The organism is Streptococcus suis (assembly GCA_024583055.1).
Classification (GTDB): Bacteria; Bacillota; Bacilli; order Lactobacillales; family Streptococcaceae; genus Streptococcus; species Streptococcus suis_V.
This window is the reverse complement of sequence record CP102145.1, coordinates 108,636-132,093: the sequence shown is the minus strand read 5'-3', so window position 1 is coordinate 132,093 and position 23,458 is coordinate 108,636. Positions and strand designations below refer to the sequence as shown.

21 protein-coding genes and 1 pseudogene are annotated in these 23,458 nt (G+C 44.1%); 7 read left to right on the top strand and 15 right to left on the bottom strand.

Features of this window, described 5'->3' with window-relative positions; translation table 11 throughout:
* Nucleotides 1-324: 324 nt before the first annotated feature.
* Genes NQZ91_00655 through yycF form a run of 3 tightly spaced genes read right to left on the bottom strand, consistent with a single transcriptional unit; the run spans nucleotide 325 to nucleotide 3,180 of the window.
* Nucleotides 325-1,128 (bottom strand): MBL fold metallo-hydrolase, encoded by an 804-nt coding sequence (locus NQZ91_00655; GenBank protein ID UUM57926.1) that lies wholly within the window; start codon nucleotides 1,126-1,128, stop codon nucleotides 325-327.
* A gap of 5 nt (nucleotides 1,129-1,133) precedes the next feature.
* Nucleotides 1,134-2,483: a cell wall metabolism sensor histidine kinase VicK gene (vicK, locus tag NQZ91_00650; GenBank protein ID UUM57925.1), complete on the bottom strand. Its 1,350-nt coding sequence runs from the start codon at nucleotides 2,481-2,483 to the stop codon at nucleotides 1,134-1,136.
* Entirely contained in the window at nucleotides 2,476-3,180 is a 705-nt protein-coding gene (gene yycF / locus NQZ91_00645; GenBank protein ID UUM57924.1) for a response regulator YycF, read from the bottom strand. The genes vicK and yycF overlap by 8 nt, the downstream gene beginning before the upstream one ends.
* Before the next feature lie 191 nt (nucleotides 3,181-3,371).
* On the opposite strand from yycF, the gene NQZ91_00640 reads away from it, so the two are divergent.
* The 4 genes from NQZ91_00640 (at nucleotide 3,372) to NQZ91_00625 (ending at nucleotide 6,661) form a co-directional block, all read left to right on the top strand.
* Nucleotides 3,372-4,133: an amino acid ABC transporter ATP-binding protein gene (locus NQZ91_00640; protein UUM57923.1), complete on the top strand. Its 762-nt coding sequence runs from the start codon at nucleotides 3,372-3,374 to the stop codon at nucleotides 4,131-4,133.
* A 9-nt stretch (nucleotides 4,134-4,142) separates the two neighbouring features.
* Nucleotides 4,143-4,982: a transporter substrate-binding domain-containing protein gene (locus NQZ91_00635; protein ID UUM57922.1), complete on the top strand. Its 840-nt coding sequence runs from the start codon at nucleotides 4,143-4,145 to the stop codon at nucleotides 4,980-4,982.
* A 309-nt stretch (nucleotides 4,983-5,291) separates the two neighbouring features.
* Nucleotides 5,292-5,990, top strand: coding sequence for an amino acid ABC transporter permease (locus tag NQZ91_00630; protein UUM57921.1), 699 nt, complete (start codon nucleotides 5,292-5,294; stop codon nucleotides 5,988-5,990).
* 11 nt (nucleotides 5,991-6,001) lie between these two features.
* Nucleotides 6,002-6,661 carry an amino acid ABC transporter permease gene (locus tag NQZ91_00625; protein UUM58788.1) on the top strand — a complete coding sequence of 220 codons (660 nt, stop codon included), beginning with the start codon at nucleotides 6,002-6,004 and terminating at the stop codon, nucleotides 6,659-6,661.
* Between the two features lie 173 nt (nucleotides 6,662-6,834).
* On the opposite strand, the gene NQZ91_00620 is transcribed toward NQZ91_00625, so the two are convergent.
* Both NQZ91_00620 and NQZ91_00615 read right to left on the bottom strand, forming a co-directional pair.
* On the bottom strand, nucleotides 6,835-7,881 hold the full coding sequence (locus NQZ91_00620; GenBank protein ID UUM57920.1) for an alcohol dehydrogenase catalytic domain-containing protein: 1,047 nt from the start codon (nucleotides 7,879-7,881) through the stop codon (nucleotides 6,835-6,837).
* 21 nt (nucleotides 7,882-7,902) lie between these two features.
* Nucleotides 7,903-8,466, bottom strand: coding sequence for a sugar O-acetyltransferase (locus tag NQZ91_00615; protein ID UUM57919.1), 564 nt, complete (start codon nucleotides 8,464-8,466; stop codon nucleotides 7,903-7,905).
* Between the two features lie 160 nt (nucleotides 8,467-8,626).
* On the opposite strand from NQZ91_00615, the gene NQZ91_00610 reads away from it, so the two are divergent.
* Nucleotides 8,627-9,502, top strand: coding sequence for a LysR family transcriptional regulator (locus NQZ91_00610; protein ID UUM57918.1), 876 nt, complete (start codon nucleotides 8,627-8,629; stop codon nucleotides 9,500-9,502).
* A 101-nt stretch (nucleotides 9,503-9,603) separates the two neighbouring features.
* Here the strand turns inward: NQZ91_00610 and thrS are convergent, their stop codons facing one another.
* The 9 genes and pseudogenes from thrS to uvrB all read right to left on the bottom strand — a co-directional run bounded on the left by thrS (nucleotide 9,604) and on the right by uvrB (nucleotide 19,623).
* Nucleotides 9,604-11,553, bottom strand: a complete 1,950-nt coding sequence (gene thrS / locus NQZ91_00605) for a threonine--tRNA ligase (protein UUM57917.1) — start codon at nucleotides 11,551-11,553, stop codon at nucleotides 9,604-9,606.
* Nucleotides 11,554-11,707: 154 nt separating this feature from the next.
* Complete coding sequence (locus tag NQZ91_00600; GenBank protein ID UUM57916.1) at nucleotides 11,708-12,025, bottom strand: MazG-like protein; 318 nt, start codon at nucleotides 12,023-12,025, stop codon at nucleotides 11,708-11,710.
* Nucleotides 12,026-12,283: 258 nt separating this feature from the next.
* Nucleotides 12,284-12,667 carry a hypothetical protein gene (locus NQZ91_00595; GenBank protein UUM57915.1) on the bottom strand — a complete coding sequence of 128 codons (384 nt, stop codon included), beginning with the start codon at nucleotides 12,665-12,667 and terminating at the stop codon, nucleotides 12,284-12,286.
* An 11-nt stretch (nucleotides 12,668-12,678) separates the two neighbouring features.
* Nucleotides 12,679-13,992, bottom strand: coding sequence for a glycosyltransferase family 4 protein (locus tag NQZ91_00590; protein UUM57914.1), 1,314 nt, complete (start codon nucleotides 13,990-13,992; stop codon nucleotides 12,679-12,681).
* The gene (locus NQZ91_00585) at nucleotides 13,993-14,991 is read right to left on the bottom strand and encodes a glycosyltransferase (GenBank protein ID UUM57913.1); all 999 of its coding nucleotides are present in this window, start codon (nucleotides 14,989-14,991) and stop codon (nucleotides 13,993-13,995) included.
* 238 nt (nucleotides 14,992-15,229) lie between these two features.
* The gene (locus tag NQZ91_00580) at nucleotides 15,230-15,949 is read right to left on the bottom strand and encodes a hypothetical protein (protein UUM57912.1); all 720 of its coding nucleotides are present in this window, start codon (nucleotides 15,947-15,949) and stop codon (nucleotides 15,230-15,232) included.
* Between the two features lie 11 nt (nucleotides 15,950-15,960).
* Nucleotides 15,961-16,653, bottom strand: coding sequence for a hypothetical protein (locus NQZ91_00575; GenBank protein ID UUM57911.1), 693 nt, complete (start codon nucleotides 16,651-16,653; stop codon nucleotides 15,961-15,963).
* Nucleotides 16,654-17,219: 566 nt separating this feature from the next.
* A pseudogene (locus NQZ91_00570) lies at nucleotides 17,220-17,435 on the bottom strand (YSIRK-type signal peptide-containing protein).
* Between the two features lie 202 nt (nucleotides 17,436-17,637).
* A complete protein-coding gene (gene uvrB, locus NQZ91_00565; protein UUM57910.1) occupies nucleotides 17,638-19,623 on the bottom strand; it encodes an excinuclease ABC subunit UvrB in 1,986 nt (661 codons plus the stop codon).
* Between the two features lie 189 nt (nucleotides 19,624-19,812).
* Here uvrB and NQZ91_00560 point away from each other — a divergent pair, with 189 nt between their 5' ends.
* Nucleotides 19,813-22,017: an ABC transporter substrate-binding protein/permease gene (locus tag NQZ91_00560; protein UUM57909.1), complete on the top strand. Its 2,205-nt coding sequence runs from the start codon at nucleotides 19,813-19,815 to the stop codon at nucleotides 22,015-22,017.
* Nucleotides 22,017-22,757 carry an amino acid ABC transporter ATP-binding protein gene (locus NQZ91_00555; protein UUM57908.1) on the top strand — a complete coding sequence of 247 codons (741 nt, stop codon included), beginning with the start codon at nucleotides 22,017-22,019 and terminating at the stop codon, nucleotides 22,755-22,757. Before NQZ91_00560 ends, NQZ91_00555 begins: the two co-directional genes overlap by 1 nt.
* A gap of 155 nt (nucleotides 22,758-22,912) precedes the next feature.
* Here the strand turns inward: NQZ91_00555 and NQZ91_00550 are convergent, their stop codons facing one another.
* A complete protein-coding gene (locus NQZ91_00550) occupies nucleotides 22,913-23,404 on the bottom strand; it encodes a GNAT family N-acetyltransferase (GenBank protein ID UUM57907.1) in 492 nt (163 codons plus the stop codon).
* Between the last annotated feature and the right edge of the window lie 54 nt (nucleotides 23,405-23,458).

Below are 23,458 nucleotides of genomic sequence, written 5' to 3'. Positions count from 1 at the left end.
CTAGAAAGTTTCTACTTATTATACCACATCAGGTTTCATTTTTTCCGACGGAAGATGAATTTCAGAGCGCTTACATTTTGCGCAGATTATTATCGGAAATTTTCTATAACATCATTTCCTTTCTCTATTACATTTGCACTTTAATTCCATAATTTAAAAGAGCATTTGTAAACATTTGCCACTACTATCCCACCTTATTTCGTCAAAAAGAAGAGCAACCAGATTTACTGATTGCTCTAGATTCATACCGTCTATCGAATAATAATGATAAAGAGAACCGCCTGCCAGCGATTCTCCTCTATGTAATTGTTGACGCTATGATTGTCAAATGGAGACCAGCGGTGTCGCCGTATCGGGCGATGTATCGTAGACTTGGAAATCCACTCCTACTCCCAAATCAGCCTGGGCCAGCTGATTGACCATGGTCATGTGGGCCAGTTCTTTAATATTGTTTTCCTTGGACAAGTGACCAAGATAGATTTTCTTAGTCCGATTACCCAGGGTCCGAATCATGGCATCTGCTCCATCTTCATTGCAGAGATGCCCCTTATCCGACAAAATCCGCTGTTTCAAATTCCACGAATAAGAACCCGCACGCAGGATTTCAATATCATGATTGGACTCAATCAAATAGCCATCTGCATTGGCCACAATCCCAGCCATCCGGTCGCTGACATAACCCGTATCCGTCAGCATAACAAAGGATTTATCATCCTTCATAAAACGGTAAAACTGCGGACAGGCCGCATCGTGGCTAACACCGAAGGACTCAATGTCCAGGTCACCAAAGGTCTTGGTTACCCCCAGTTCAAAAATGTGCTTTTGTGCTATATCAATCTTGCCCAACTTGCCGTCCATGGCCTGCCAGGTCTGCTCATTGGCATAAATGTCCATACCGTATTTGCGGGCCAGAACACCGATTCCATGGATATGGTCGCTGTGCTCATGGGTCACCAAAATGGCATCAATATCATCTGGCTTGCGGTCGATTTCTGCCAAGAGACTGGTAATTTTCTTACCAGAAAGCCCCGCATCCACCAAAATTCGTTTCTTAGGCGTCTCCAAATAAAAACAATTGCCGCTGGAGCCAGACGCCAAAATACTATATTTAAAACTTACTTCCGTCATAACTCCTATTCTTCCTCAAGAGTGTCATCCCACTCATCCATAGCGATTTCCTTACTGTATGGCAAGACAATAGTAAAGGTCGAACCATGTCCATATTCTGACTTGGCCCAAATAAAACCTTTATGCTGTTTCACAATTTCCTTGGCAATGGCCAAGCCCAGACCTGTCCCCCCTTGGGACCGCGAACGTGCCTTGTCCACCCGGTAAAATCGGTCAAAAATCTTAGGCAAATCAGCCTTGGGAATTCCCAGCCCTTGGTCAGAGATGGAGACAATCAGCTGACTGTCCGTGGTCTTCATACTGAAAGTGATTTTGCCCCCATCCGGCGAATACTTGATTGCATTATTCAGGATATTGTCCAAAACCTGGGTCATCTTGTCCGTATCAATTTCTATCCAAATCGGACTAATCTGATAGTCTCGCACAATCGAATAAATCTTCTCAGAATCTGAATTCTTCATCTGATCAAAACGGTTGAGAATAAAGGTGACAAAGGCCGTGAAGTTAATCAATTCTAGATTCAACTCACCGACTTGATTGTCAAAACGTGACAGGCTCAGGAGATCCGTAATCATCCTCATCATGCGGTTGGTCTCATCTAGAGAAACCTTGACAAAGCTTGGAGCCACCGTTTCTGTAATAGCACCCTCGTCCAAGGCTTCTAGATAAGACTTGACAGATGTTAGAGGTGTCCGCAACTCGTGGCTAACATTAGATACAAAGAGCCGCCGCTCCCGCTCTTCCTTGGCCTGCTCAGTCATATCATGCAGGACAATAACCAGACCAGAAATCAAGCCACTTTCGCTCCGAATGGTCGCAAAATTTGCCCGAAGTGTCAGAAATTCCTGGTTTTCATTGGTGTGCTCAAGCACAATTTCCGGTGTCTGAGCCAGCAATTCACGAAAGCTGTATTCCTCCTGGAGTTCCAAAACATCCAAGATATCTGATTGCGTCGCCTCCTGTACGCTCAAACCTAATTGTTTCTGGGCCATGTCGTTAATCATAATGATGCGCCCCATTCGATCGGTTGCCACGACACCATCACTCATATAAGACAAAATGGAACTGAGGCGTGTTTTTTCCTGTTCCAAATTATCATGCGTCAGACGAATCATTTCAGACAAATCGTTCAAGGAGTTGGTCATATCCGTAATTTCCGGACTACCTCTTAAATCCAGAACATCCGCATAATCCCCTTCCATGAGCGACTTAACACGTTCATTTAATTGTTTAATCTGCTTATTGTCCCGGTAATTCTCAATCAAGAGAACTGTAATGGCAATCACAAAGCCAATACTGATGACAATAAACCAGAATTCCGAGGTCGTTATCAGGTAACGCAGTTGATTAATCATTGGCTTTTATAAAGTACCCGACGCCACGGCGGGTCAAGATGTATTCAGGGCGGCTTGGAATGTCTTCGATTTTCTCACGCAAACGACGAACCGTCACGTCGACCGTCCGGACATCACCAAAGTAATCATAGCCCCAAACTGTTTCCAGCAAGTGCTCGCGGGTCATGACTTGACCAATGTGTTGGGCCAGATGATAGAGCAGCTCGAACTCCCGGTGGGTCAATTCCAATTCCTTACCATGTTTTTTGGCAACAAAGGCATCGGGCAAAATCACCAGGTCTCCGATGACCAATTCCGCCTTGCCAGCCACAACAGGAATGGACTGGGTCTCTGTCAACTCGCTCCGGCGAAGCAGAGCCTTGACGCGGGCCTGCAATTCACGGTTAGAGAAAGGCTTGGTCACATAATCGTCCGCTCCAATTTCCAAGCCAATAACCTTGTCAAATTCGCTATCCTTGGCAGACAACATAATAATGGGCACATTGCTGGTCTTGCGAATGTTACGGGCCACTTCCAAACCATCCAACTCTGGCAACATCAAATCCAGAATGACAATGTCCGGAAACTCCGCTTCAAATACTTCTAAGGCCTCGCGACCATCAAAAGCTGTCACGACCTCATAGCCCTCACGGGTCATGTTAAATTTAATAATATCCGAGATAGGTCTCTCATCATCTACAACTAGAATTTTTTTCATATTACTTATACCTTTAATTTATTTCTTCTATTATATCATAACTTATCTGGAAAATTCATGTTTAAAATCTATCCCGCTATTCTATGTTATATTTTCTAACACATGGAATTCTTAAATTGTCAGAATATACTTGACATTTAATCTTTGCAATGATATGATGCTTAGTATCGCGTTAGATAAAGGAGATTCTCATGTCATTAGTATCGTTTAAGGATGTTAATAAATATTACGGCGACTACCACGCCCTACGCAATATCAACTTAGAATTTGAACCTGGTCAGGTTGTTGTACTCCTCGGCCCTTCTGGTTCTGGAAAATCCACATTGATTCGTACCATCAATGGACTGGAGTCTGTAGAAGACGGTGAATTGGTGGTACACGGCCACACCGTATCTGGTTCATCTACCAAGGAACTAGTTGCTCTCCGCAAAGAGGTCGGCATGGTTTTCCAACATTTCAACCTCTATCCTCATAAGACAGTCCTAGAAAATGTTACCCTAGCCCCTATCAAGGTTTTGGGCATTGACAAGGCAGAAGCAGAGAAGACTGCGCAAAAATACCTAGAATTTGTAAACCTCTGGGACCGCAAGAACTCTTATCCAGCTATGCTTTCTGGTGGACAGAAGCAGCGTGTGGCTATCGCCCGTGGACTGGCTATGCACCCCGAACTCCTGCTCTTTGATGAGCCAACTTCTGCCCTTGACCCTGAAACCATCGGTGATGTTCTTGCAGTTATGCAAAAATTGGCCCGCGACGGAATGAACATGATTGTTGTAACCCACGAAATGGGCTTTGCCCGTGAGGTGGCTGATCGTATCATCTTCATGGCAGAGGGCGAGGTTTTGGTGGATACGACCGACGTCAATGGCTTCTTCGACAATCCAACAGAACCACGCGCCAAGCAGTTCCTCAGCAAGATTATCAATCACGAATCAGATAAGGTTAAGATCTAGGAGGTGCCTATGGATACAAAGAAAATCAATTTATTTTTCGCCATTCGGATGCTCTTGATTGGTGTGGTCCTCCTCTTTGCTTTCAGTCAAACCAAGGTGCAGACTGAAACTCCTGCTCAAGCTGTCAGCAGCGACCAGGTCCAGGCTATCATTGACCGTGGTGTTCTCCGTGTCGGCGTCAAACAAGACGTACCAAACTTTGGTTTTAAAAATCCAGACACTGGCGAATTTGAAGGAATGGAAATTGACATTGCCCGCAAAATTGCACAAGAACTGGGCGTAGATATCGAATTTACACCAGTTACAGCACAGACTCGTGGTCCACTTCTAGACAACGAGCAGGTCGACATGGTCATCGCGACTTTCACCATCACGGAAGAACGCAAACTCCTCTATAACTTTACCAGCCCTTACTATACAGACGCTGTCGGCTTCCTGGTTAATAAGGATTCTGGTATCAAGACCTTCAAGGATTTGGACGGTAAGAACATCGGGGTTGCCCAAGGCTCTATCACACGAAAACTAATTTCTGATTTAGCTGATAAGCACGGCATTTCCGTAACCTTCGCAGAATTGGGTTCTTATCCTGAACTCTCTGTTTCTCTCCGTGCCCATCGCACAGATGCCTTCTCAGTAGACCAGTCTATCCTGTCAGGCTATATTGGTTCCCAGTCTGAGCTCATGGACTTCAGCTTCTCAGCGTCAGACTACGGCATTGTGACTAAATTATCCAATAAAGACCTTAATGATTACTTAAACGGTCTCATCGAAACATGGACAGCGGATGGCAGTCTACAGGCTATCTACGATGCCAACGGACTCAAACCTGTCACTGAAACAGATGAATAGGGAGCGGGAAAGAACTCGACTAAGGGAAAGAGAGTTCGTCTAAACTCTCGAGTTTCTGGGTTCAGGCTAAAACGGTCTATTCCCAGACCGTTTTACTCCCTCCCCCGCACAGCTCCAAGGTTCGGGGAACCTTTGGAGGTTGGAAATTGAACGAACACAGTTCGTATCATTCGTTAGGGCTGGTTCGGAGCGTAAAACGCGAACGAAACCGCCAATCAACCACTGCGCTGAGATGTTGACTCGAACCACAGCAAGTGAGCCGAGACTCACATCCAACCACCTACTACTACACACTAGAAAGGAACGGTTATGTTTGTTTTTGCAACTAGCCCCTATGCTTGGGAAAACTGGCTGAGCTACTTTAATGATTTTCCAGTCTTTTTCCAAGGCTTCCTCTTTACCATAGCTATTTCTATCGGTGCCTTTATCACGGCCATGCTGCTAGGAATTCTCTTCGGTAGCCTATCATCCAGCAAGAAAAAATCACTCAAATTGTTGGCCCGTATTTATGTTGAATACTACCAAAACACACCACTCTTGGTGCAATTCATGATTGTCTATTACGGTCTGCCCTTGATTTCCAACTATGTGCTCATGCCATCTATCTATTGGACAGCGGTTATCTGTGTCGGGCTTTACCACGGTGCCTATATTGCCGAAGTTATCCGTGCAGGTATCGAGGCGGTACCGACTGGTCAGACTGAGGCTGCCCTATCTCAAGGCTTTACTGCCAGCGAGACTATGCGTATCATCATCTTGCCACAGGCTATCCCAACCATTCTTCCACCATTAACCAACCAGGTGGTTAACTTGATTAAAAATACGGCCACGGTCGCTATTATCTCTGGTGCAGACATCATGTTCATGACCAAGTCCTGGTCTGCCATGAATGCCAACTACATTCCAGCCTTTGCAGGCGCGGCCTTTCTCTACTTTATCATGTGTTTCCCCGTTGCTAGCTGGGGACGCCGGATTGAAGAGAAAAACAAGGCTGCCTTCAGTCATTAAGGAGGTCTATGATGAATACTATTTCAGAACTTCTCAAACCATCGACCTTCCAATTGCTCTGGTCTGGTTTGCAGCTCACTCTCTACATTTCAAGCATCTCTGTGGTCCTATCTGTCCTCTTCGGAATGATTTTGGCCATCATGCGAAATGGAAAAAATCCACTCTTCAAGTGGATTGCAACGATCTATATCGAATTTGTCCGTAACGTACCCAACCTGCTCTGGATTTTCACTGTTTTCTTGGTATTTCAGATGAAGTCAACTCCAGCTGGTATAACAGCTTTTACCATTTTCACGACCGCTGCTATGGCAGAAATCATCCGCGGTGGTCTCAATGCCATTGGTCCAGGTCAAACAGAGGCTGGTCTGGCGCAAGGATTCACACCTGTCCAGATTATGATTTATATCATCATGCCACAGGCTATTCGCAAGATGTTGCCAGCCATCATTTCACAAATCGTAACGGTCATCAAGGACACCAGTTTCCTCTATTCCGTTATTGCCCTCCAGGAACTCTTTGGCTCCAGCCAAATCCTCATGGGACGCTACTTTGAGGCCGAGCAGGTCTTTGCTCTCTATCTCATGGTTGCCCTCATCTACTTCCTCATCAACTTCGCCATTTCCAGCCTATCACGCTACGTGGCTAAGTCTTGGGCAAGCAGTATTGAATAAGAATGACAACTCCTGATTTTCGGGAGTTTTTTTTCTATGCAAAAAGAAGTCCTTTCGGACTTCGCTGATTTACAAAATCATTCTGCTAGTTGATAGAAAATGACTATGTTGAAGGACAAAATAGTGCTGATAATATTCGAGATTTTTGAGCGAACGAATTTATGAGATAACGGTTACTCAGAAACAATCAACATAGATTTAATCTCTTTACGGTCCGCCATATCTTGATAGGCTTGGTTAATTTCACTGAAATCATAGGTATTTGTGAAAACTTTACCAGGGTTAATCCTTCCATCCAAGACGGCTTCGAGTAATTCATTTTTGACATAGGTAGTGACCGATGCTGAACCACCGCCGAAGGAAATATTCTGTGCAAACGTCGAGCCAATCGGACGGTTATTGTAATGAGGGATACCAACATAGCCGATACGACCACCATTATGAAGGACCCCCAGTGCCTGCTCAATAGAAGATTCTGTACCAACGCACTCAAGGGCAACATCCGCTCCTCCACCTAAAATTTCACGCACCTTTGCAACACCTTTCTCACCACGTTCAGCAACAACAGCAGTTGCACCCAGTTGAAAGGCTAATTTCTGACGATCTTCATGACGGCTCATCATAATGATTTGAGACGCACTTCGCATTTTAGCAGCAATAACGGCACATTGACCGACAGCGCCATCTCCAATCACAACGACCTTGTCGCCTTGTTTCACTTGTGCTACCCTCGCAGCATGATATCCTGTAGGCATGACATCTGCCAAGGCCAGTAAAGACTTCAGCAGATCTTCTGAGTAATCAGATGGCTGACCAGGTACTTTAATCAGTGCCCAGTTCGCATAGTGAAAACGTAGGTATTCTGCCTGGTAACCGTTTCCCCAGTTAGTCGGAGCTACATGATTATCACAAGTGCCGTCAAATCCAGCACGGCAGGCATCGCATTCACCACAACCATGCGTAAAGGGTACAATGACAAAATCTCCGGGATGAATATCTGTCACTTCGGGACCAACTTCTTCAACAATACCAAGTGCCTCGTGTCCGGAATTGACAGAATGAACTTCTTTACCATCCCCATGAGAGTATGACCAGAGGTCCGAACCACAAACACAGGCACGGACAATTTTTATAATGGCGTCATCCGGTGCTTGAATCATTGGTTTATTAACCTCTTCGATAATCATTGACCCAGCTTTTTCAAAAATAGCAGTTTTCAATTTAATATTTCCTTCCAAAAATTAATGATTTGTATTTATAATTTTAGCAGGTACACCTGCAACAGTTGTATTATCAGGTACATCCTTTGTCACAACACTTCCAGCACCTACTATAGCATTTTCACCAACCGTCACCCCTGGTAATATAGTTGCTCCCGCACCAATCCAAGCATTGTTCTTAATATGGACGGATTTCAAAATTAAGCCCCGTCGCTGTGATGATTCTTGAGGGTGATTAACTGAGATAATCATAGCACGAGGACCAATCAAGACCTTGTCCTCAATAACAATCCCACCTAAATCTGTCATCATCACATCCGTATTAATAAAAACTTCCTTACCAATGGAAATATGGCGTCCGAAATCCGTTCGGAAAGGCAATGCAATTGACGTTGTATCATCCAACTTCTTACACATGATTTTTTCCAGCAAGTCACGCTTACTCGCTTCGCTTTGGACTTCTGTATTCAATTTTTCTATAAGCGGTAAGGTTTCAGCAGTAATTTCGTGAATAAGTTTATAAACAATGTCTCCTTTTTTAATGATTTCTCCTGTTTCAATGAACGATTTAATTTCTTGATGCATACTTCATACCTTATTTTAGTTACTGTTTCCTTTCCTGTTTTCTTTAGATATTTTATTACAAACACAACCCATAATCGAATACTTGTTTTATGTTCTATGTATGCCTATGAGGCATATGTTGTGGTATAATAATTCTAAAAAAAAACACTAGGAGATAGTAATGGATATCCGTGTTCTTAATTACTTTGTCACAATCGTACAAACCAAATCTATATCTAATGCCGCCAAGGCCTTGCATATCACACAGCCAACCCTTTCTCGACAAATTCGAGACTTGGAAACAGAATTAGAAACTCAGCTTTTCGATCGTGGTAGCCGAGAAATTCAGATAACCGAAGACGGGCGTTACCTTTACAATCGTGCTATAGAAATTCTATCCTTAGTCAATAAAACAGAAAATAACATCCGTAGAAACGATGGTATGTCGGGTGAACTTAGTATTGGAGCCGCGGAAAGTCAATCTCTGGATATCATGGCACGAGCCGTTAAAAAATTGACCACTACCTATCCAGAAGTTAAAGTACACATTCTTAGTGGTAACGCTGACTATGTACAAGAATATTTAGACCAAGGCAATATTGATATCGGTATAACCTTTGGTTCTTTTGATGAAAGTAAATATAATCACTTACCTCTTCCAAATAGAGATTCTTGGGGGATACTTGTTCCAAAAAATCATCCCTTAGCCACTCTTCAGACCCCAAAACTTCATGATATCATCAAATATCCACTGATAGTATCTGCTCAGCCCAACATCACCTTTGAAGAACTAGATAAAGTTGGTGATTATCGCATTGTTGCAACTTATAATCTTCTATATAATGCTGCCCTTCTTGTCAAAGCAGGTGTAGGTGTTGCACTTTGCTTGAACGGCATTGTCCTGACTGATGAATATAGCCAACTAAAATTTATAAAATTACAAGAAGGTAACCATGACCCTCTACAAGTTCTCTGGAAAAAACAAAACAATCAATCCAGGGTCGCCAATAAGTTTTTAAAAATTTTAAAAGAAATTTCTGAAACGAATGTCCAGTAAAATGACAATCAGCTTTCTAAAGAAACCTAGTCTACTCTATTTTGAAAACTTGGGAGTTTTTTCTGCGCAAAAAAGAAGCCCTTTCGGACTTCTTACTTTATTTATTCAGCATCAGCTGGACGTGACTTGCGGGCAATATCTGCTAGGATATGATCCACAAATTCTGCAACAGACTGAGTTTGTGTTGCCTTACTTCCGTAGCGACGAACGTTGACAGCATTGTCTTCCATTTCCTTGTCACCGACGATGAGCTGGTATGGAATCTTGCTGGTCTGGCTCTGACGGATCTTGTATTGCATCTTCTCGTTCCGCTCATCCACGTGTACGCGAACGCCACGGTCTTGCAATTCTTTGGCAACCTTCCAAGCGTAATCCAAGTGAGCTTCCACAGAGATTGGAATCATAGTCACTTGGGTTGGAGCCAACCAGGTTGGGAAGGCACCCTTGTAGGTTTCAATCAAGATAGCGGTGAAGCGTTCCATAGTTGAGATGACACCACGGTGAATCATGACTGGGCGGTGCTCCTCACCATCAGCACCGATATAAGTCAAACCAAAGCGTTCTGGCAAGAGGAAGTCCAACTGAATAGTTGACAGAGTTTCTTCGTTACCAAGGGCTGTTTTTACCTGGATATCCAATTTCGGACCGTAGAAGGCTGCTTCACCCTCTGCTTCAAAGTAATCCACGCCCATTTCATCCATGGCACCTTTCAGCATACGCTGGGCATTTTCCCACATCTCATCGTTATCGTAGTATTTCTCTTTGTCCTCTGGATCACGATAAGACAGGCGGAAACGGTAGTCGTTTAGGTTGAAATCTGCGTACACATCGATAATCAACTGGAGAGCTTTTTTGAACTCTTCTTGGATTTGCTCAGGTGTCACGAAAATATGACCGTCGTTTAGGGTCATCTCACGCACCCGTTGCAAACCAGTAAGAGCACCTGATTTCTCATAGCGGTGCATCATACCAAGCTCGGCAATACGCACTGGCAATTCACGGTATGAACGCACTTGATTTTTATAAACTTGAATGTGGTGTGGACAGTTCATCGGACGAAGTACGAACTCCTCACCGTCGCCCATGTCCATAGTTGGGAACATGTCTTCATGGTAATGCTCCCAGTGACCTGAGGTCTTATAAAGCTCAACAGAAGCCAATGGTGGTGTGTAAACGTGCTGGTAACCTGAGGCTAATTCTTTATCTGTGATGTAGCGCTCCAAGGTACGACGGATAGTCGCTCCATTTGGCAACCAGAATGGCAAACCTTGACCAACTTCTTGGCTGATCATAAAGAGATCCAATTCCTTACCAAGTTTACGGTGGTCACGCTCTTTAGCTTCTTCACGCATTTGAATGTATTTTTTAAGGTCTTTTTTGTCAAACCAAGCTGTCCCATAAACACGTTGCATCATTGGATTTTCACTCTTACCACGCCAGTAAGCACCCGCAACATTTAGGAGTTGGAAAACTTGAATACGACCTGTTGAAGGAACATGCGGCCCACGGCAGAGATCAACGTATTCACCCTGGGTATAAATGGTCAAACCGCCCTCATCATCAGAATGTTCTTGAATCAATTCCAACTTATATGGATCATTTTTGAAAATCTCAAGAGCTTCTTCCTTAGTTACTTCACGGCGTTCAGAAGGGAAGTTTTCCTTGACAATCTTCATCATTTCTTCCTGAATGCGTGGCAGGTCTTCATTTGAAATCTGACCAGCTGCATTGTCCGTATCATAGTAGAAACCATCCTGAATAGCTGGACCAACCCCCAACTTGATGTCTGGGAAAAGGCGACGAGCCGCTTGGGCAAATAAGTGAGCTGCTGAGTGACGCAAGATGTCCAAAGCATCCTCATGGTCAGGCGTTACGATTTCAAGCGTCCCATCCTCTTCAATGGCACGAGTGGTATCGATCAATTTACCATTGAACTTACCTGCAAGCGCCTTTTTCGCCAAAGACTTGCTGATGCTCTCCGCAATTTCAAAAGTTGTCACACCAGCCTGATACTCACGAACAGCACCATCTGGGAAAGTAATTTTAATCATAATATAAGATATAAAGGGCGTTAAGCGGACACAGACAAAATAGGAAACAGAACGACGACGCAAGCGTCTAGTTCTCGTTTATCTTTTTGGCCCAGTCCGTAGCCCGTATTCAGTTCAACCAAATACGGAGACCCTAGTCCTTTCTATTTTTTATTTATTTTTTAATCCCCAATAACTCTTCTTTTTGAGCTAAAAAGGTTTCCATTTCTTTTTGAATATCGATATCGAGGCGGTCAGCCAATGCGATCAACCACCAGATATTTTCAGCTATTTTTTGCTCCAAACTACAGGGTGTTTCATCATAGTAACGACCCTGCTTGGTCATAATCAGGCGGTTCATGTTGCCAATATCATTGGTCAAGGCCAAGAGGTCCTCTTCAATAGACCATTCTTTGTCATGGTGCTTGAGTTCCAACTCTCTATAGGCTCTTCGCACATCTTGGCACCGTTTTAATAAGTCATCAGGTAGCATAACTACTCCTCCAAAAGAAAATACGACATCCTCACAAAAGGACGTCGTAACGTGGTTCCACCTTCATTCATCACCAGCTCAAAAAAACTGATGACCTCAGAATGGCGATAAGGGAACCACCCTTTTATGTTTGCATAAAATCATACCGAGTAGTGTCCATCCTATCCTCTATGCGCTCACAGCAACCGCGCACTCTCTCAAAGATTTCCTAGAATGGATAAGTCTCTAACAGTTATTATAGCAGGATTTTCGGATTTTTCAAGGATTTTTGCGAGAATTTCTAGATTTTCCAATTCCAAGCATCTTCCTCATCAAAACCCCTACTCCTGCTCCGAGAAAGCCTACAAGAATGTAAGGAATAACGTAGATTTCTGAGCCCTCTGCATTTGGAAAAATCAGGGTATCGACTGGCAGATAAAGCAAGCCTTGTAGCAGTGGAAACCACCAGGAAAAGCCATGTTTGACAGTATAAATGATTGAAATCAGTAAAATCAAGATTGGTTGATAGACTAAAATCAAGTTAATCAACAATCCCTTGATGGTCAAGTCATCCAGCGGAGAATACATAATCAGCACCGGCACCAGATAATAGACCAGTAAAGTAGGCAAGATGTACCAAAAGATTTTTCCTGAATTCTTCATTTTCATCCCTCCTAATCAAAGAAATTACGAACGGACTTGACCTGGGCAACTGATTTTCTGAGAATGCGAGCTGTGGTGTCGGTTGATTTGACAACGACCTTGGCTGGTAAGGTAACTGCTCCCTTGAGCAATACTTCTGCCACACTGTCTTGATTGGTGTGTTCCTTCTGGAAATCATGGGAAATTTTCAAATCCAGGTAATACTCAAAAACTCGGTGACCAAAATTCTTGGCGGAAATTTCATAGAGCTTTTTCTCCAGCAAGTAGGCATTCATGCTTGGCGTCGCCAAAATCGCATCAATGACCACATCTGCTATGTCCTTTTCCCGCTTAAAGAGGGTTCCAAACATCTTGTCCGTCACCAAATTATCCAAATAAGGATTCGAATGGGCTAGGATTGGAGTGCCTGATGCCAGGCTTTCCAAGAAGGTCAGACCCTGGGTTTCACTGGTCGATGCCGAGATAAAGAAATCAGCCGCCTTATAGTATAGAGCAGTATCGCTCGGTGCAATCATGCCCGTCATCTGAATATGACTGGCCAGCTGCATGCGGTCAATCATCTCCTGCAACTCTCCCGCATAAGGTCCACCACCAACGATAACCAGCTTGACCTTGGGATTTTCAGCCAAAATAGCCGGCATGGCCTTGACAAGGGCCTGAATATTTTTTTCATTGGAGATACGAGACAGGCTGAGCAGCATGGTTTCATCCTTAGCAATCCCCAGTTGATGCCTCAGTTCATCAATATCCTCTTGGCAAATCTCAGGTCGGTCAAACTTGGCCAAATCAATTCCTGTCGGTATGACCCTTTTGGAAATAGGAACCTGATACTTATTCAGCAAATCTTCTACAATCTCGCTGGGACAGATAATCCCATCAAGGTCACGGAAGAAGGGTTTGAGGATATACTTGACCATGCTAGGGCGAATAATTTTCCCCTTGGCAATATAGTGGACGTAGTCCTCATACTGGGTATGGTAGGTATGAATAACTGGAATCCCCAATTCCTTAGCAATCAATTTCCCCAAAATCCCCAGAGAAAACTCCGTATGGGTATGAATAATATCCAGCTTGTAACGGCTGGCAATTTTCAAGGCATCCACAAAGCCAGCATAGGCCACTCGACGGTCCTTAAAGGCAAAGAAGGGCACACTAGGAATGCGGATAATATCCCAATCCTCATAGCGGTTGACACCCTCATCAGTGGTCGTAAAAATAAATACTGCATGACCTAGTTTTTCCAGCTCCGTTTTCAGGGTCCGAATAGAAGTCGCAACCCCCGAAACCTGCGGAAAGTAGGTATCTGTAAACAATCCAATACGCATTTACAACTCCATGACTTGGCGATAGGCTTCTACTAGCTGGTGGGCTACATTGTCCATCGAGCGACTAACTGCCACCTGATAACCTGCCTCGCGCTTGTCTATTTTTTTATCTAAGATATTTTGAATGGATTGGACAAAATCATCGACAGTCTTGCCCAATTCGGCACTTGTTTCATCAATCCAGCCTTCATAAACTGGAATATCTCTCAGCACAACATGCTGGTGGCTGGCTAGAGCTTCCAAGACGACAATCCCTTCCGTCTCTTCATAGGATGGGAAGAAAAAGGCATCCGCTCCGCTCATTGCCCCCTGAAAAACAGCACCCTTGAAGTAACCAGGAAACTCGACATTAGGCGGATGAGCTCCTTCTACAATTTTCCGGATATAGGATGGAATCATCCATTTATTGATAGAGCCTAGCCAAATGAAGCGCACATGGGGCAGCTTTTCAGCCACCTTGACAAAATCCTCTATGCCCTTGCGGCGAAAATAAAGCCCGGCACAGACCACGACTGGTTGTCCCTCTTTAATACCGAAATAATCCCGAAAAACAGCCTCTTTACGAGCATCTTTCTTGTACTTGTTCAAATCAATCCCATTGGACACGGCAACGATTGGAGTTTTTACCCCATAGGATTGGATGAGCTGCTTAGAATACTCTGACGGAGTAATGATAAAATCTGCTTTTCGGTACATGCTGGCCAGATATTTTCCCACAAATGGCGCCAGGCGATTGGATCCGATAAAGGAATTTTGAAAATCTTCCTTGGTCGAATGCCCGTGCAAGATGACCTTCTTTCCATGGCGTTTGGCAGCGTGCAAAAGCAACCAGGAACGTGGCCCATAGGTATTGATATGAATGACATCATAATCCCCTAAAAGGTCCGTCGTATAGGGAATTCCAGCCATGTCCAGGGCTTCCATTTGATGGTGGAGGGCCCGACCAATCCCTGATTTTTCCAGAACTGTCTTGCCTTCCAAATAGAGTAAAACTTTCATGATTCTATTATAGTTGATTTAAAAGAAAAAATATAGCGGAAACATGAAAAATCCAAGAAGACAAGGCTTAGCTTTATTCAACCTTCTACACTGATAATAAATCGAGGAGCAGAAAACCAGAAAGAAGCTGACACAAGGTCAACTTCCCATCATAATGAATATATATTTTAGCCAAGTTCAGCTTTTTTTCTTTTCACTAAACCAAATCCAAGCATTCCCACTACAAGTCCAAGAGATGTCAATGCATCTTCTTGTCCAGTATTCGGCAATGTTTTAGCAGTTTGTCCTGAGGATTGATTGCTAGCAGATTGTTCAGTGTTACCAGTTCCTTGTGATACGCCTCTGCTGAACCGCCAGCTGCAGCACCACCACCAACTAGATGCGAAATTGTTGGAGTAACTGTTGTTTCTTGCAAGATTTCAGTAGGTAAAATGTGACCCTGACTTAGAATGGCTGTAATGTCAAGCTCTGGTAATTCATGTGTAACGCTGTCGCCTTTTGCTGTGATAATTGAATCCTCAACTGATGTTTCTACCTGAGGTTCCTCAACCGGAGCTACAACTATTAGCTCGTCAACCAAAATTGTACCCTGTGGCTCATCAATTGGCGCTACAACAACTGGCTCGTCGGCTGGTGTTATAACGGCTGGTTCGTCAACTGGCGTGTCTACCTGAGGTTCCTCAACCGGAGCTTCTACCTGTGGTTCGTCGACTGGGGTGACAACTGCTGGCTCATCAACCGGAGGCAATTCGACTGGCGCAGGTTGACTGCCGATAATGATAACTTTGGCAATTGGTTCGATAATTGTAGTTGTGCTTGTCGCTGTTACTTCGCCAGTGACTGCGTCAATTTTATAAGTTGTGGTTGTCGTCTCACTGCCGTCAACACCACCAGTTTCACTATAGTAGCCCACAGGTTTAGTAGAATCTGACTCATAGCGAGTACTATACTCAATCATCACTGTCTCAACTACCGGCTGTGTACCTTTGGTAATGACTTTCTCTTCTGGTGCAACAATGACTGGAGTTCCCTCGGTTGGAATACTTGCTCACTTGAAAAATTATTGATCTGTACCGTCTCTTCCGAATAAGCATCTACAACGTGACCGAGCTCGTGAGCCATGACATAGGTTTCCCAGGTAAATTGACCTTTCTCCACATCGATAACACCACCTTTGAAACCGGCATTATTCATATTGTTAATGGCATCATATCCAAGGGTATTTCCACCAAAGCCATAGGGGTCGTCATAAATTTTGATAAGACCGTATTGTGATTTGGCGGCGTCTGGCATGGCCTGGTAGAAATTATAGAAATTATAGAAATTATCAATGGCACTATTTTTAACTGTGAAGTTGCCATAAATCTTGATCAAATCTTCCTTAGTGACCAAATCGCTACGGTTCATGTAGACATTATAGCGGTTTGTCAAACTAGCAAAGAGGTCTTTGACGCGATTTAAAGTTGCATCAGAGGCAGTTGTACTACCGATTTTTACGTAAAATTCCTCACTTCTGAGCATGATAGCCTTGGCTTCCGCATACATACAGGCCGGGATAACTGTGCCAAAAGTGTAGCGGTCACTTGGGCTAATCACTCCCAAGACGGACGCTCGGTTAGACATGGTCACCAATTCCTGCATGGCCATTTTTTGCTGTTCCAATCAAACTTGGTCGTTTCTATTGAATACAGCCATTTGTGGATTTTCCGCACGAGAATAGGCACTAGTACGAGCGTAACGCATCGTACCAACCATCGGTGAACCAAGGTCAGAAATGGTCAAATTTCTTATCGTCGTATTTGTCAGAATATCCCCGTAACCATTTGCCCATAACGTTGATTGATTGATTGATTGATAACGATCTGGTCACTTGGCTTTTCTTTTGTAAAGTCAACGCTGAACTGTGCTGTATAGTGACCTGTCGTCGCATCAAACATCTTTTGTTCAGGAGTATCATCTTGCAACTCTATAATTTTATCTCCGTCGCCTGCAGTTGCTGGCTCAACATAGGGAACATCCTCTTCAAACAGTTTTTCATTAGGAACTAATGGGAACTTAGCTGTTGCATACTCAGTACCTGGCAAAGTAGACATGGTATTGTATTGATTGTGATAAAGAATTAGCTCAGGATCTGATTCTCCTGGTACTTCCTCAACCACAAGTGGCTGTTCTACAGGAATTTCCGCTGGTGCTGGCACTTCAATTACCGGTTCTGTCTCAGTTTCAACAGAAACTTCTGCTGATATAGCCGGTTCTTGATTTTCTGTTACCGCAGGTGCTACCACCTCAGCCTGCACATCCTGGTTGCTCACCGCAACTGTTGCTGGATTTTCAGTTGGCAAACTATCGGCGTTAACAATCTGACCACCTAAAAATAGACCCACACAGACTGATGCGGCTCCTACTGAAAATTTACGAATACTAAATCGTTGCTTACGAAACAAATCTGTTTCCCTCTACATTCATCTTAAAAACTTACTGAAAGCAAGTCAGGCTCTTATATCTGGAAAAGGCCAAAGCAAAGACTAATCTGAATCAAAAATCGAAAGAATTTTTCAGCATGAACTTGTAGACACTACTTCCTGTAAAAATATAGAAAAAAGAGCATCTGATTGATACCCCTTAATCTGATTTTCTATTACTTTTCTACTTATTCTTGAGTTCAATGACCATATCACGAATCTGAGCAGCCAATTCAAAGTCCAGCACTTCTGCTGCTTCCTGCATTTGACCTTCCAGTTTCTTGATCATAGCCTTGCGTTCATCTTTGTTAAGAGCATTGAAGTCCACCACTTCTTCCTTGTCCTGAGTGACAGCCTTGGTCACGCTAATCAGGTCACGAATTTCCTTTTTAATAGTTTGTGGAATGATGCCATGTTCTTCATTATAAGCCATTTGGATTTGACGACGGCGGGCGGTTTCGTCCATAGCCTTGCGCATAGATTCGGTGACCTTGTCCGCATACATAATGACATGACCCTCAGAGTTACGGGCCGCACGACCAATTGTCTGGATGAGCCCCCGTTCATTACGGAGGAAACCTTCCTTGTCAGCATCTAGAATAGCAACCAGACTAACTTCTGGCACGTCAATCCCTTCACGCAGGAGGTTAATCCCTATCAAGACATCAAAGACGCCCAAACGCAAATCGCGAATAATCTCCGTACGCTCCAAGGTCTTGATGTCCGAGTGCATATACTTGACCTTAACACCCATTTCTTTAAGGTAGTCAGTCAAATCCTCTGCCATTTTCTTGGTCAGGGTCGTAATAAAGGTCCGCTCGCCTTTCTCGACACGCGCATGGATTTCGCCCAAGAGGTCATCCATCTGCCCCATGGTTGGACGGACCTCAACTTCAGGGTCCAAGAGCCCGGTCGGCCGAATAATCTGTTCGACAACGGTCTCTGTCTGCTCCATCTCATAGTCACCCGGCGTCGCTGAGACATAGACAATCTGGTGGACATGGCTCTCAAATTCTTCCCTGCGCAGCGGACGATTATCCAGCGCACTCGGGAGGCGGAAACCGTAGTTAACCAGCATCTCTTTTCGTGAGCGGTCACCATTGTACATCCCCTTAATCTGCCCCATAGTCATGTGACTCTCGTCAATCATAATCAGGAAATCCTCTGGGAAAAAGTCTAGCAAGGTATAAGGTGGTTCACCCTCGCTTCGCCCGTCCATATGCCGTGAATAGTTCTCAACTCCGTTGGTATAGCCCATCTCCCGTAGCATTTCGATGTCGTAGTCGGTCCGTTGTTTCAATCGCTGAGCTTCTAAGAGTTTTCCTTCTGCCTCAAAGACCTTGAGTTGCTCTTCCAGTTCTGCCTGAATCTTGGCAATAGCCGTTTCCATATGGTCATCGTTGGTCACGAAGTGGGTGGCAGGGAAAATGGCCAAGTGATCCACATCGCCCAAAACCTTACCTGTCAGGCTTTCAATCTCACGGATGCGGTCAATTTCATCGCCGAAAAATTCGACACGAAAAGCGTGTTCGTCACGAGAAGCTGGGAAAATCTCCACCACATCTCCACGTACACGGAAGCGTCCCCGTTGGAAGTCGATGTCGTTGCGCTCGAACTGAATATCGACCAGAGAATTAAGCAACTGATCACGGGAAATCTCCTGACCTGGTCGCAGACTGACCACGCTGTCAGAATATTCCTTGGGCGAACCCAAACCGTAAATACAGGAAACCGAAGCCACCACGATGACATCGTTTCGCTCCAGCAGGGCTGAGGTCGCTGAGTGGCGGAGCTTGTCAATCTCATCATTGACCGAACTATCCTTTTCAATATAGGTGTCGCTGGACGGAACATAGGCTTCTGGCTGGTAGTAATCGTAGTATGACACGAAGTATTCTACCGCATTTTCTGGGAAGAATTCCTTGAACTCGCTATAGAGCTGACCAGCCAAGGTCTTGTTGTGGGCGATAACCAGAGTGGGCTTATTGACACGGGCGATGACCTGACTCATGGTGTAGGTCTTACCAGTACCAGTCGCCCCCATGAGAATCTGGGCTTTTTCTCCACCCTCGATATTATCGACCAAGGTTTCGATGGCTTGGGGCTGGTCGCCAGACGGTGAGTATTTAGATACAAGTTTAAATTGGTTTTCTGTATTTCGGTTAATCATGGTTCTATTTTATCACAAGTCCGACATTTCATTGAAAAAATAGTTTTTCGGGGGTGAAAGATTAAATTTTCTCACAATTTAATAACTTACAATGTTATATTTTCTGACATAACCTTTTCATTGTTTTTGCATTAATTTTCATAATATGGTACAATGGAAAAGTTATTTTATAATAGAAGGAGTATGGAAATGAAGAAAAAATTATTCATGCTATTGGCAAGCATTTTGCCGGTCTTCTTTATTTTTACAGGTGTTCAGGCAGATGATACGATCGATATCGTCTTTGACAATGCCTATGCACCATTTGAATTTAAAGATTCTGACCAAACTTATAAAGGATTAGATGTTGATATTATCAACGAAGTTGCAAAACGTTCAAATTGGAAAATGAATCAATCCTTCCCAGGATTTGATGCTGCTGTCAATGCGGTCCAGTCTGGTTCGGCCGATGCCCTCATGGCTGGTACGACCATTACCGAAGCCCGCAAAAAGGTCTTTACCTTCTCAGACCCCTACTTTGATACGAAGATTATCATTGCAACAACCAAGTCTAACAAGATTTCTTCCTATGAAGACCTCAAAGGCAAGACAGTTGGTGTTAAAAACGGTACAGCTTCTCAAACCTTCCTCGAAGAAAACAAGGACAAGTACGGTTTTACTATCAAAACCTTCGACACAGGGGACACGATGTATAACAGTCTTTCCACTGGCGCTATTGACGCTGCTATGGACGATGAGGCGGTTATCCAATACGCTATCCAACAAGGGCAAGACCTGAGCTTGGACATCCCTGGCGAACCAATTGGATCATTTGGTTTCTCTGTTAAAAAAGGAAGCCAATATGAGTACCTCGTTGATGATTTCAATAAGGCTCTTGCAGCTATGAAAGAAGACGGTACCTACGAAAAAATCATGAATAAATGGTTTGGTGTAGCTACCGCCTCTGCTGATATGCAGAACTACTCATCTCGCTTGAAATTATCTGGTGATGCTACTAAAAAAGCAACCCCTATCAAGTCAAGCTACACGATCGTTTCAGATTCATCATTTGCCCCATTTGAATACCAGGACGAGTCTGGTAAGTACGTCGGCATTGACATGGAATTGATCAAGGCCATTGCGGAGCAACAAGGAATCACCATCACTATCCAAAACCCTGGTTTCGATGCAGCCCTTAACGCTGTCCAAGCTGGTCAAGCAGATGCCGTTATCGCTGGTATGTCGATCACTGACGCTCGTAAGGAAATCTTTGATTTCTCAGATGCATACTACTCGTCAAATATCCTGCTGGCGGTTAAAAACGGCAGTGACATTGCATCCTATGAAGACCTCAAAGGCAAGACAGTCGGTGCCAAAAACGGTACAGCGTCTTACACTTTCTTAGAAAGCAACAAAGACAAGTATGGTTATACTTTGAAGGCCTTCGACGAGGCTTCTGGCATGTACGACAGTCTCAACTCTGGCTCAATTGACGCCCTCATGGATGATGAAGCGGTCCTCCTCTACGCTATCCAACAAGGTCGTGATTTCGCTACTCCAATCCCAGGTGAAAAATCTGGTGAATACGGATTTGCTGTGAAAAAAGGCAACAATCCTGAACTGATTGAAATGTTCAACAATGGCTTGGCTGCATTGGTAGAATCAGGCAAGTACGATGAGATTTTCAACAAATACTTCAATGCCAAAGAAGAGACAACACCAAGTACAGCCACTGAAACAGTTGATGAAACCACCATTTTCGGTCTCTTGAAAAACAACTACGGTCAGCTCCTGTCTGGTCTTGGTATTACTGTTGGTTTGGCTCTCTTGTCGTTTGCCATTGCTATCGTTATCGGTATTATCTTTGGTATGTTTGCAGTGAGCCCAATCAAGGCCCTTCGTGTTATCTCATCCGTTTTCGTTGATGTGGTTCGCGGTATTCCGTTGATGATTGTTGCAGCCTTCATCTTCTGGGGTATTCCAAACTTGATTGAGTCCATCACTGGTCAACAATCACCAATCAACGACTTCGTAGCCGGTACCATTGCCCTATCGCTTAACTCCGGTGCCTATATCGCAGAAATTGTCCGCGGTGGTATTCAAGCCGTTCCTGTTGGGCAAATGGAAGCCTCACGCAGTTTGGGTATTTCCTACGGGACAACCATGCGCAAGATTATCCTGCCACAGGCTGGTAAAATCATGCTGCCAAACTTCATCAACCAATTCGTTATTACATTGAAAGATACGACCATCATCTCTGCGATTGGTCTTGTCGAACTCTTCCAAGCTGGTAAGATTATCATTGCCCGTAACTACCAATCCTTCCGTATGTATGCAATCCTTGCTATCATCTACTTGGTGGTTATCACCCTCTTGACTCGCTTGGCACGTAAACTTGAAAAAGGAGGCAAATAATGGCTTTATTAAAAATCAATGTTGAAGACCTGCACAAGTCTTACGGGAAAAACGAGGTCTTGAAAGGCGTCTCTGCAAAATTCTACGAGGGGGACGTTGTCTGCATTATCGGTCCTTCTGGATCTGGTAAATCAACCTTCCTTCGTACACTCAACCTCCTGGAATCCATCACAAGTGGTCATGTTATGGTAGATGGTTACAATCTGACTGACCCTAAAACAGATGTTGATGCCTTCCGTGAAAATGTCGGAATGGTATTTCAGCACTTCAACCTCTTCCCACACATGTCCGTCTTAGAAAATATCACCTTTGCTCCTATCGAACATAAAAAATTGAATAAGGCTGAAGCCGAGAAAGTCGGCATGGAATTACTGGAAAAGGTCGGTCTAGCAGACAAGCGTGACGCTATGCCAGATAGCCTGTCCGGTGGTCAGAAACAGCGTGTAGCTATTGCCCGCGCGCTGGCTATGAACCCAGACATCATGCTCTTTGATGAACCAACGTCTGCCCTTGACCCAGAAATGGTCGGCGACGTACTCAACGTTATGAAAGACCTAGCTGAGCAAGGCATGACCATGTTGATTGTTACGCACGAGATGGGCTTTGCCCGCAAGGTTGCTAACCGCGTCATCTTTACAGACGGCGGTGAATTCCTTGAAGACGGCACACCCGAACAAATCTTCGACAACCCACAACACCCACGTCTCAAAGACTTCCTGGATAAGGTCCTGAACGTATAAAGATTAGAAAAAACCTTGCTTTGTCAAGGTTTTTTGAGTTTCTTCAAATTATTATTAGCGTCTTTTCTGGATGTAATATAAAGCCCATCTTGCCCTGATACACGGAAAGTAGAGTGAAAAGGTCGATTTCCCAGCACCGGGACTATTAATCATCATTATACTGTCACCTTGTAAGACCAGCCCTTCTCTGTTTTTTCGAGCCTGCTAAATCCCATCTTCTCAAACAGACGCTGGGAACCAATATTCCAATCATAAATTTCTCCTACTCGAATTTCTGTGAAGCCTAGCTCTTTCGCACGTTCTATCATCCGTTTTAAGACCTTGCCACCAATGCCCCTTGCCCAGTAACGGCTATCGCCGATGGAAATCGCAAAGTCATCTGCCAGCAGGGTCACGTCTCCAATTGGTCTCCAACCACACTTTTCCCGAATTTCTATCCAGTAGCACTCGCCATTTTCCGATAAAAAACGGTACATCCTAGCTAATTTTTCCAAGCTATAAGCTTCTTTCACACCATCAACCAACCAGACTAGCTCCATATTTTGATGCCAGTCAAAAGCAAGCTCATATTGACCATCATAGGCACGAAGGCGTACGGTAGTATCAATTTCTAGTTGCTCTGATTGTCTTATATTCCTTATTGGCATTGCGATTTCTCCTTTTCCCTTTCATTATAGCATAAGGATGTTTTATATGTGACA

Excerpts from the sequence above, each read along its gene's own strand:
- NQZ91_00580 (UUM57912.1), bottom strand. The coding sequence starts at position 15,949 with ATGATTGAGTATAGTACTCGCTATGAGTCAGATTCTACTAAACCTGTG.
- NQZ91_00555 (UUM57908.1), top strand. The coding sequence starts at position 22,017 with ATGGCTTTATTAAAAATCAATGTTGAAGACCTGCACAAGTCTTACGGG.
- NQZ91_00615 (UUM57919.1), bottom strand. The coding sequence starts at position 8,466 with ATGCATCAAGAAATTAAATCGTTCATTGAAACAGGAGAAATCATTAAA.
- NQZ91_00635 (UUM57922.1), top strand. The coding sequence starts at position 4,143 with ATGGATACAAAGAAAATCAATTTATTTTTCGCCATTCGGATGCTCTTG.
- NQZ91_00640 (UUM57923.1), top strand. The coding sequence starts at position 3,372 with ATGTCATTAGTATCGTTTAAGGATGTTAATAAATATTACGGCGACTAC.
- NQZ91_00560 (UUM57909.1), top strand. The coding sequence starts at position 19,813 with ATGAAGAAAAAATTATTCATGCTATTGGCAAGCATTTTGCCGGTCTTC.
- vicK (UUM57925.1), bottom strand. The coding sequence starts at position 2,483 with ATGATTAATCAACTGCGTTACCTGATAACGACCTCGGAATTCTGGTTT.
- NQZ91_00625 (UUM58788.1), top strand. The coding sequence starts at position 6,002 with ATGAATACTATTTCAGAACTTCTCAAACCATCGACCTTCCAATTGCTC.
- NQZ91_00585 (UUM57913.1), bottom strand. The coding sequence starts at position 14,991 with ATGAAAGTTTTACTCTATTTGGAAGGCAAGACAGTTCTGGAAAAATCA.
- NQZ91_00600 (UUM57916.1), bottom strand. The coding sequence starts at position 12,025 with ATGCTACCTGATGACTTATTAAAACGGTGCCAAGATGTGCGAAGAGCC.
- uvrB (UUM57910.1), bottom strand. The coding sequence starts at position 19,623 with ATGATTAACCGAAATACAGAAAACCAATTTAAACTTGTATCTAAATAC.
- yycF (UUM57924.1), bottom strand. The coding sequence starts at position 3,180 with ATGAAAAAAATTCTAGTTGTAGATGATGAGAGACCTATCTCGGATATT.
- NQZ91_00630 (UUM57921.1), top strand. The coding sequence starts at position 5,292 with ATGTTTGTTTTTGCAACTAGCCCCTATGCTTGGGAAAACTGGCTGAGC.
- NQZ91_00595 (UUM57915.1), bottom strand. The coding sequence starts at position 12,667 with ATGAAGAATTCAGGAAAAATCTTTTGGTACATCTTGCCTACTTTACTG.
- NQZ91_00610 (UUM57918.1), top strand. The coding sequence starts at position 8,627 with ATGGATATCCGTGTTCTTAATTACTTTGTCACAATCGTACAAACCAAA.
- thrS (UUM57917.1), bottom strand. The coding sequence starts at position 11,553 with ATGATTAAAATTACTTTCCCAGATGGTGCTGTTCGTGAGTATCAGGCT.
- NQZ91_00590 (UUM57914.1), bottom strand. The coding sequence starts at position 13,992 with ATGCGTATTGGATTGTTTACAGATACCTACTTTCCGCAGGTTTCGGGG.
- NQZ91_00655 (UUM57926.1), bottom strand. The coding sequence starts at position 1,128 with ATGACGGAAGTAAGTTTTAAATATAGTATTTTGGCGTCTGGCTCCAGC.
- NQZ91_00550 (UUM57907.1), bottom strand. The coding sequence starts at position 23,404 with ATGCCAATAAGGAATATAAGACAATCAGAGCAACTAGAAATTGATACT.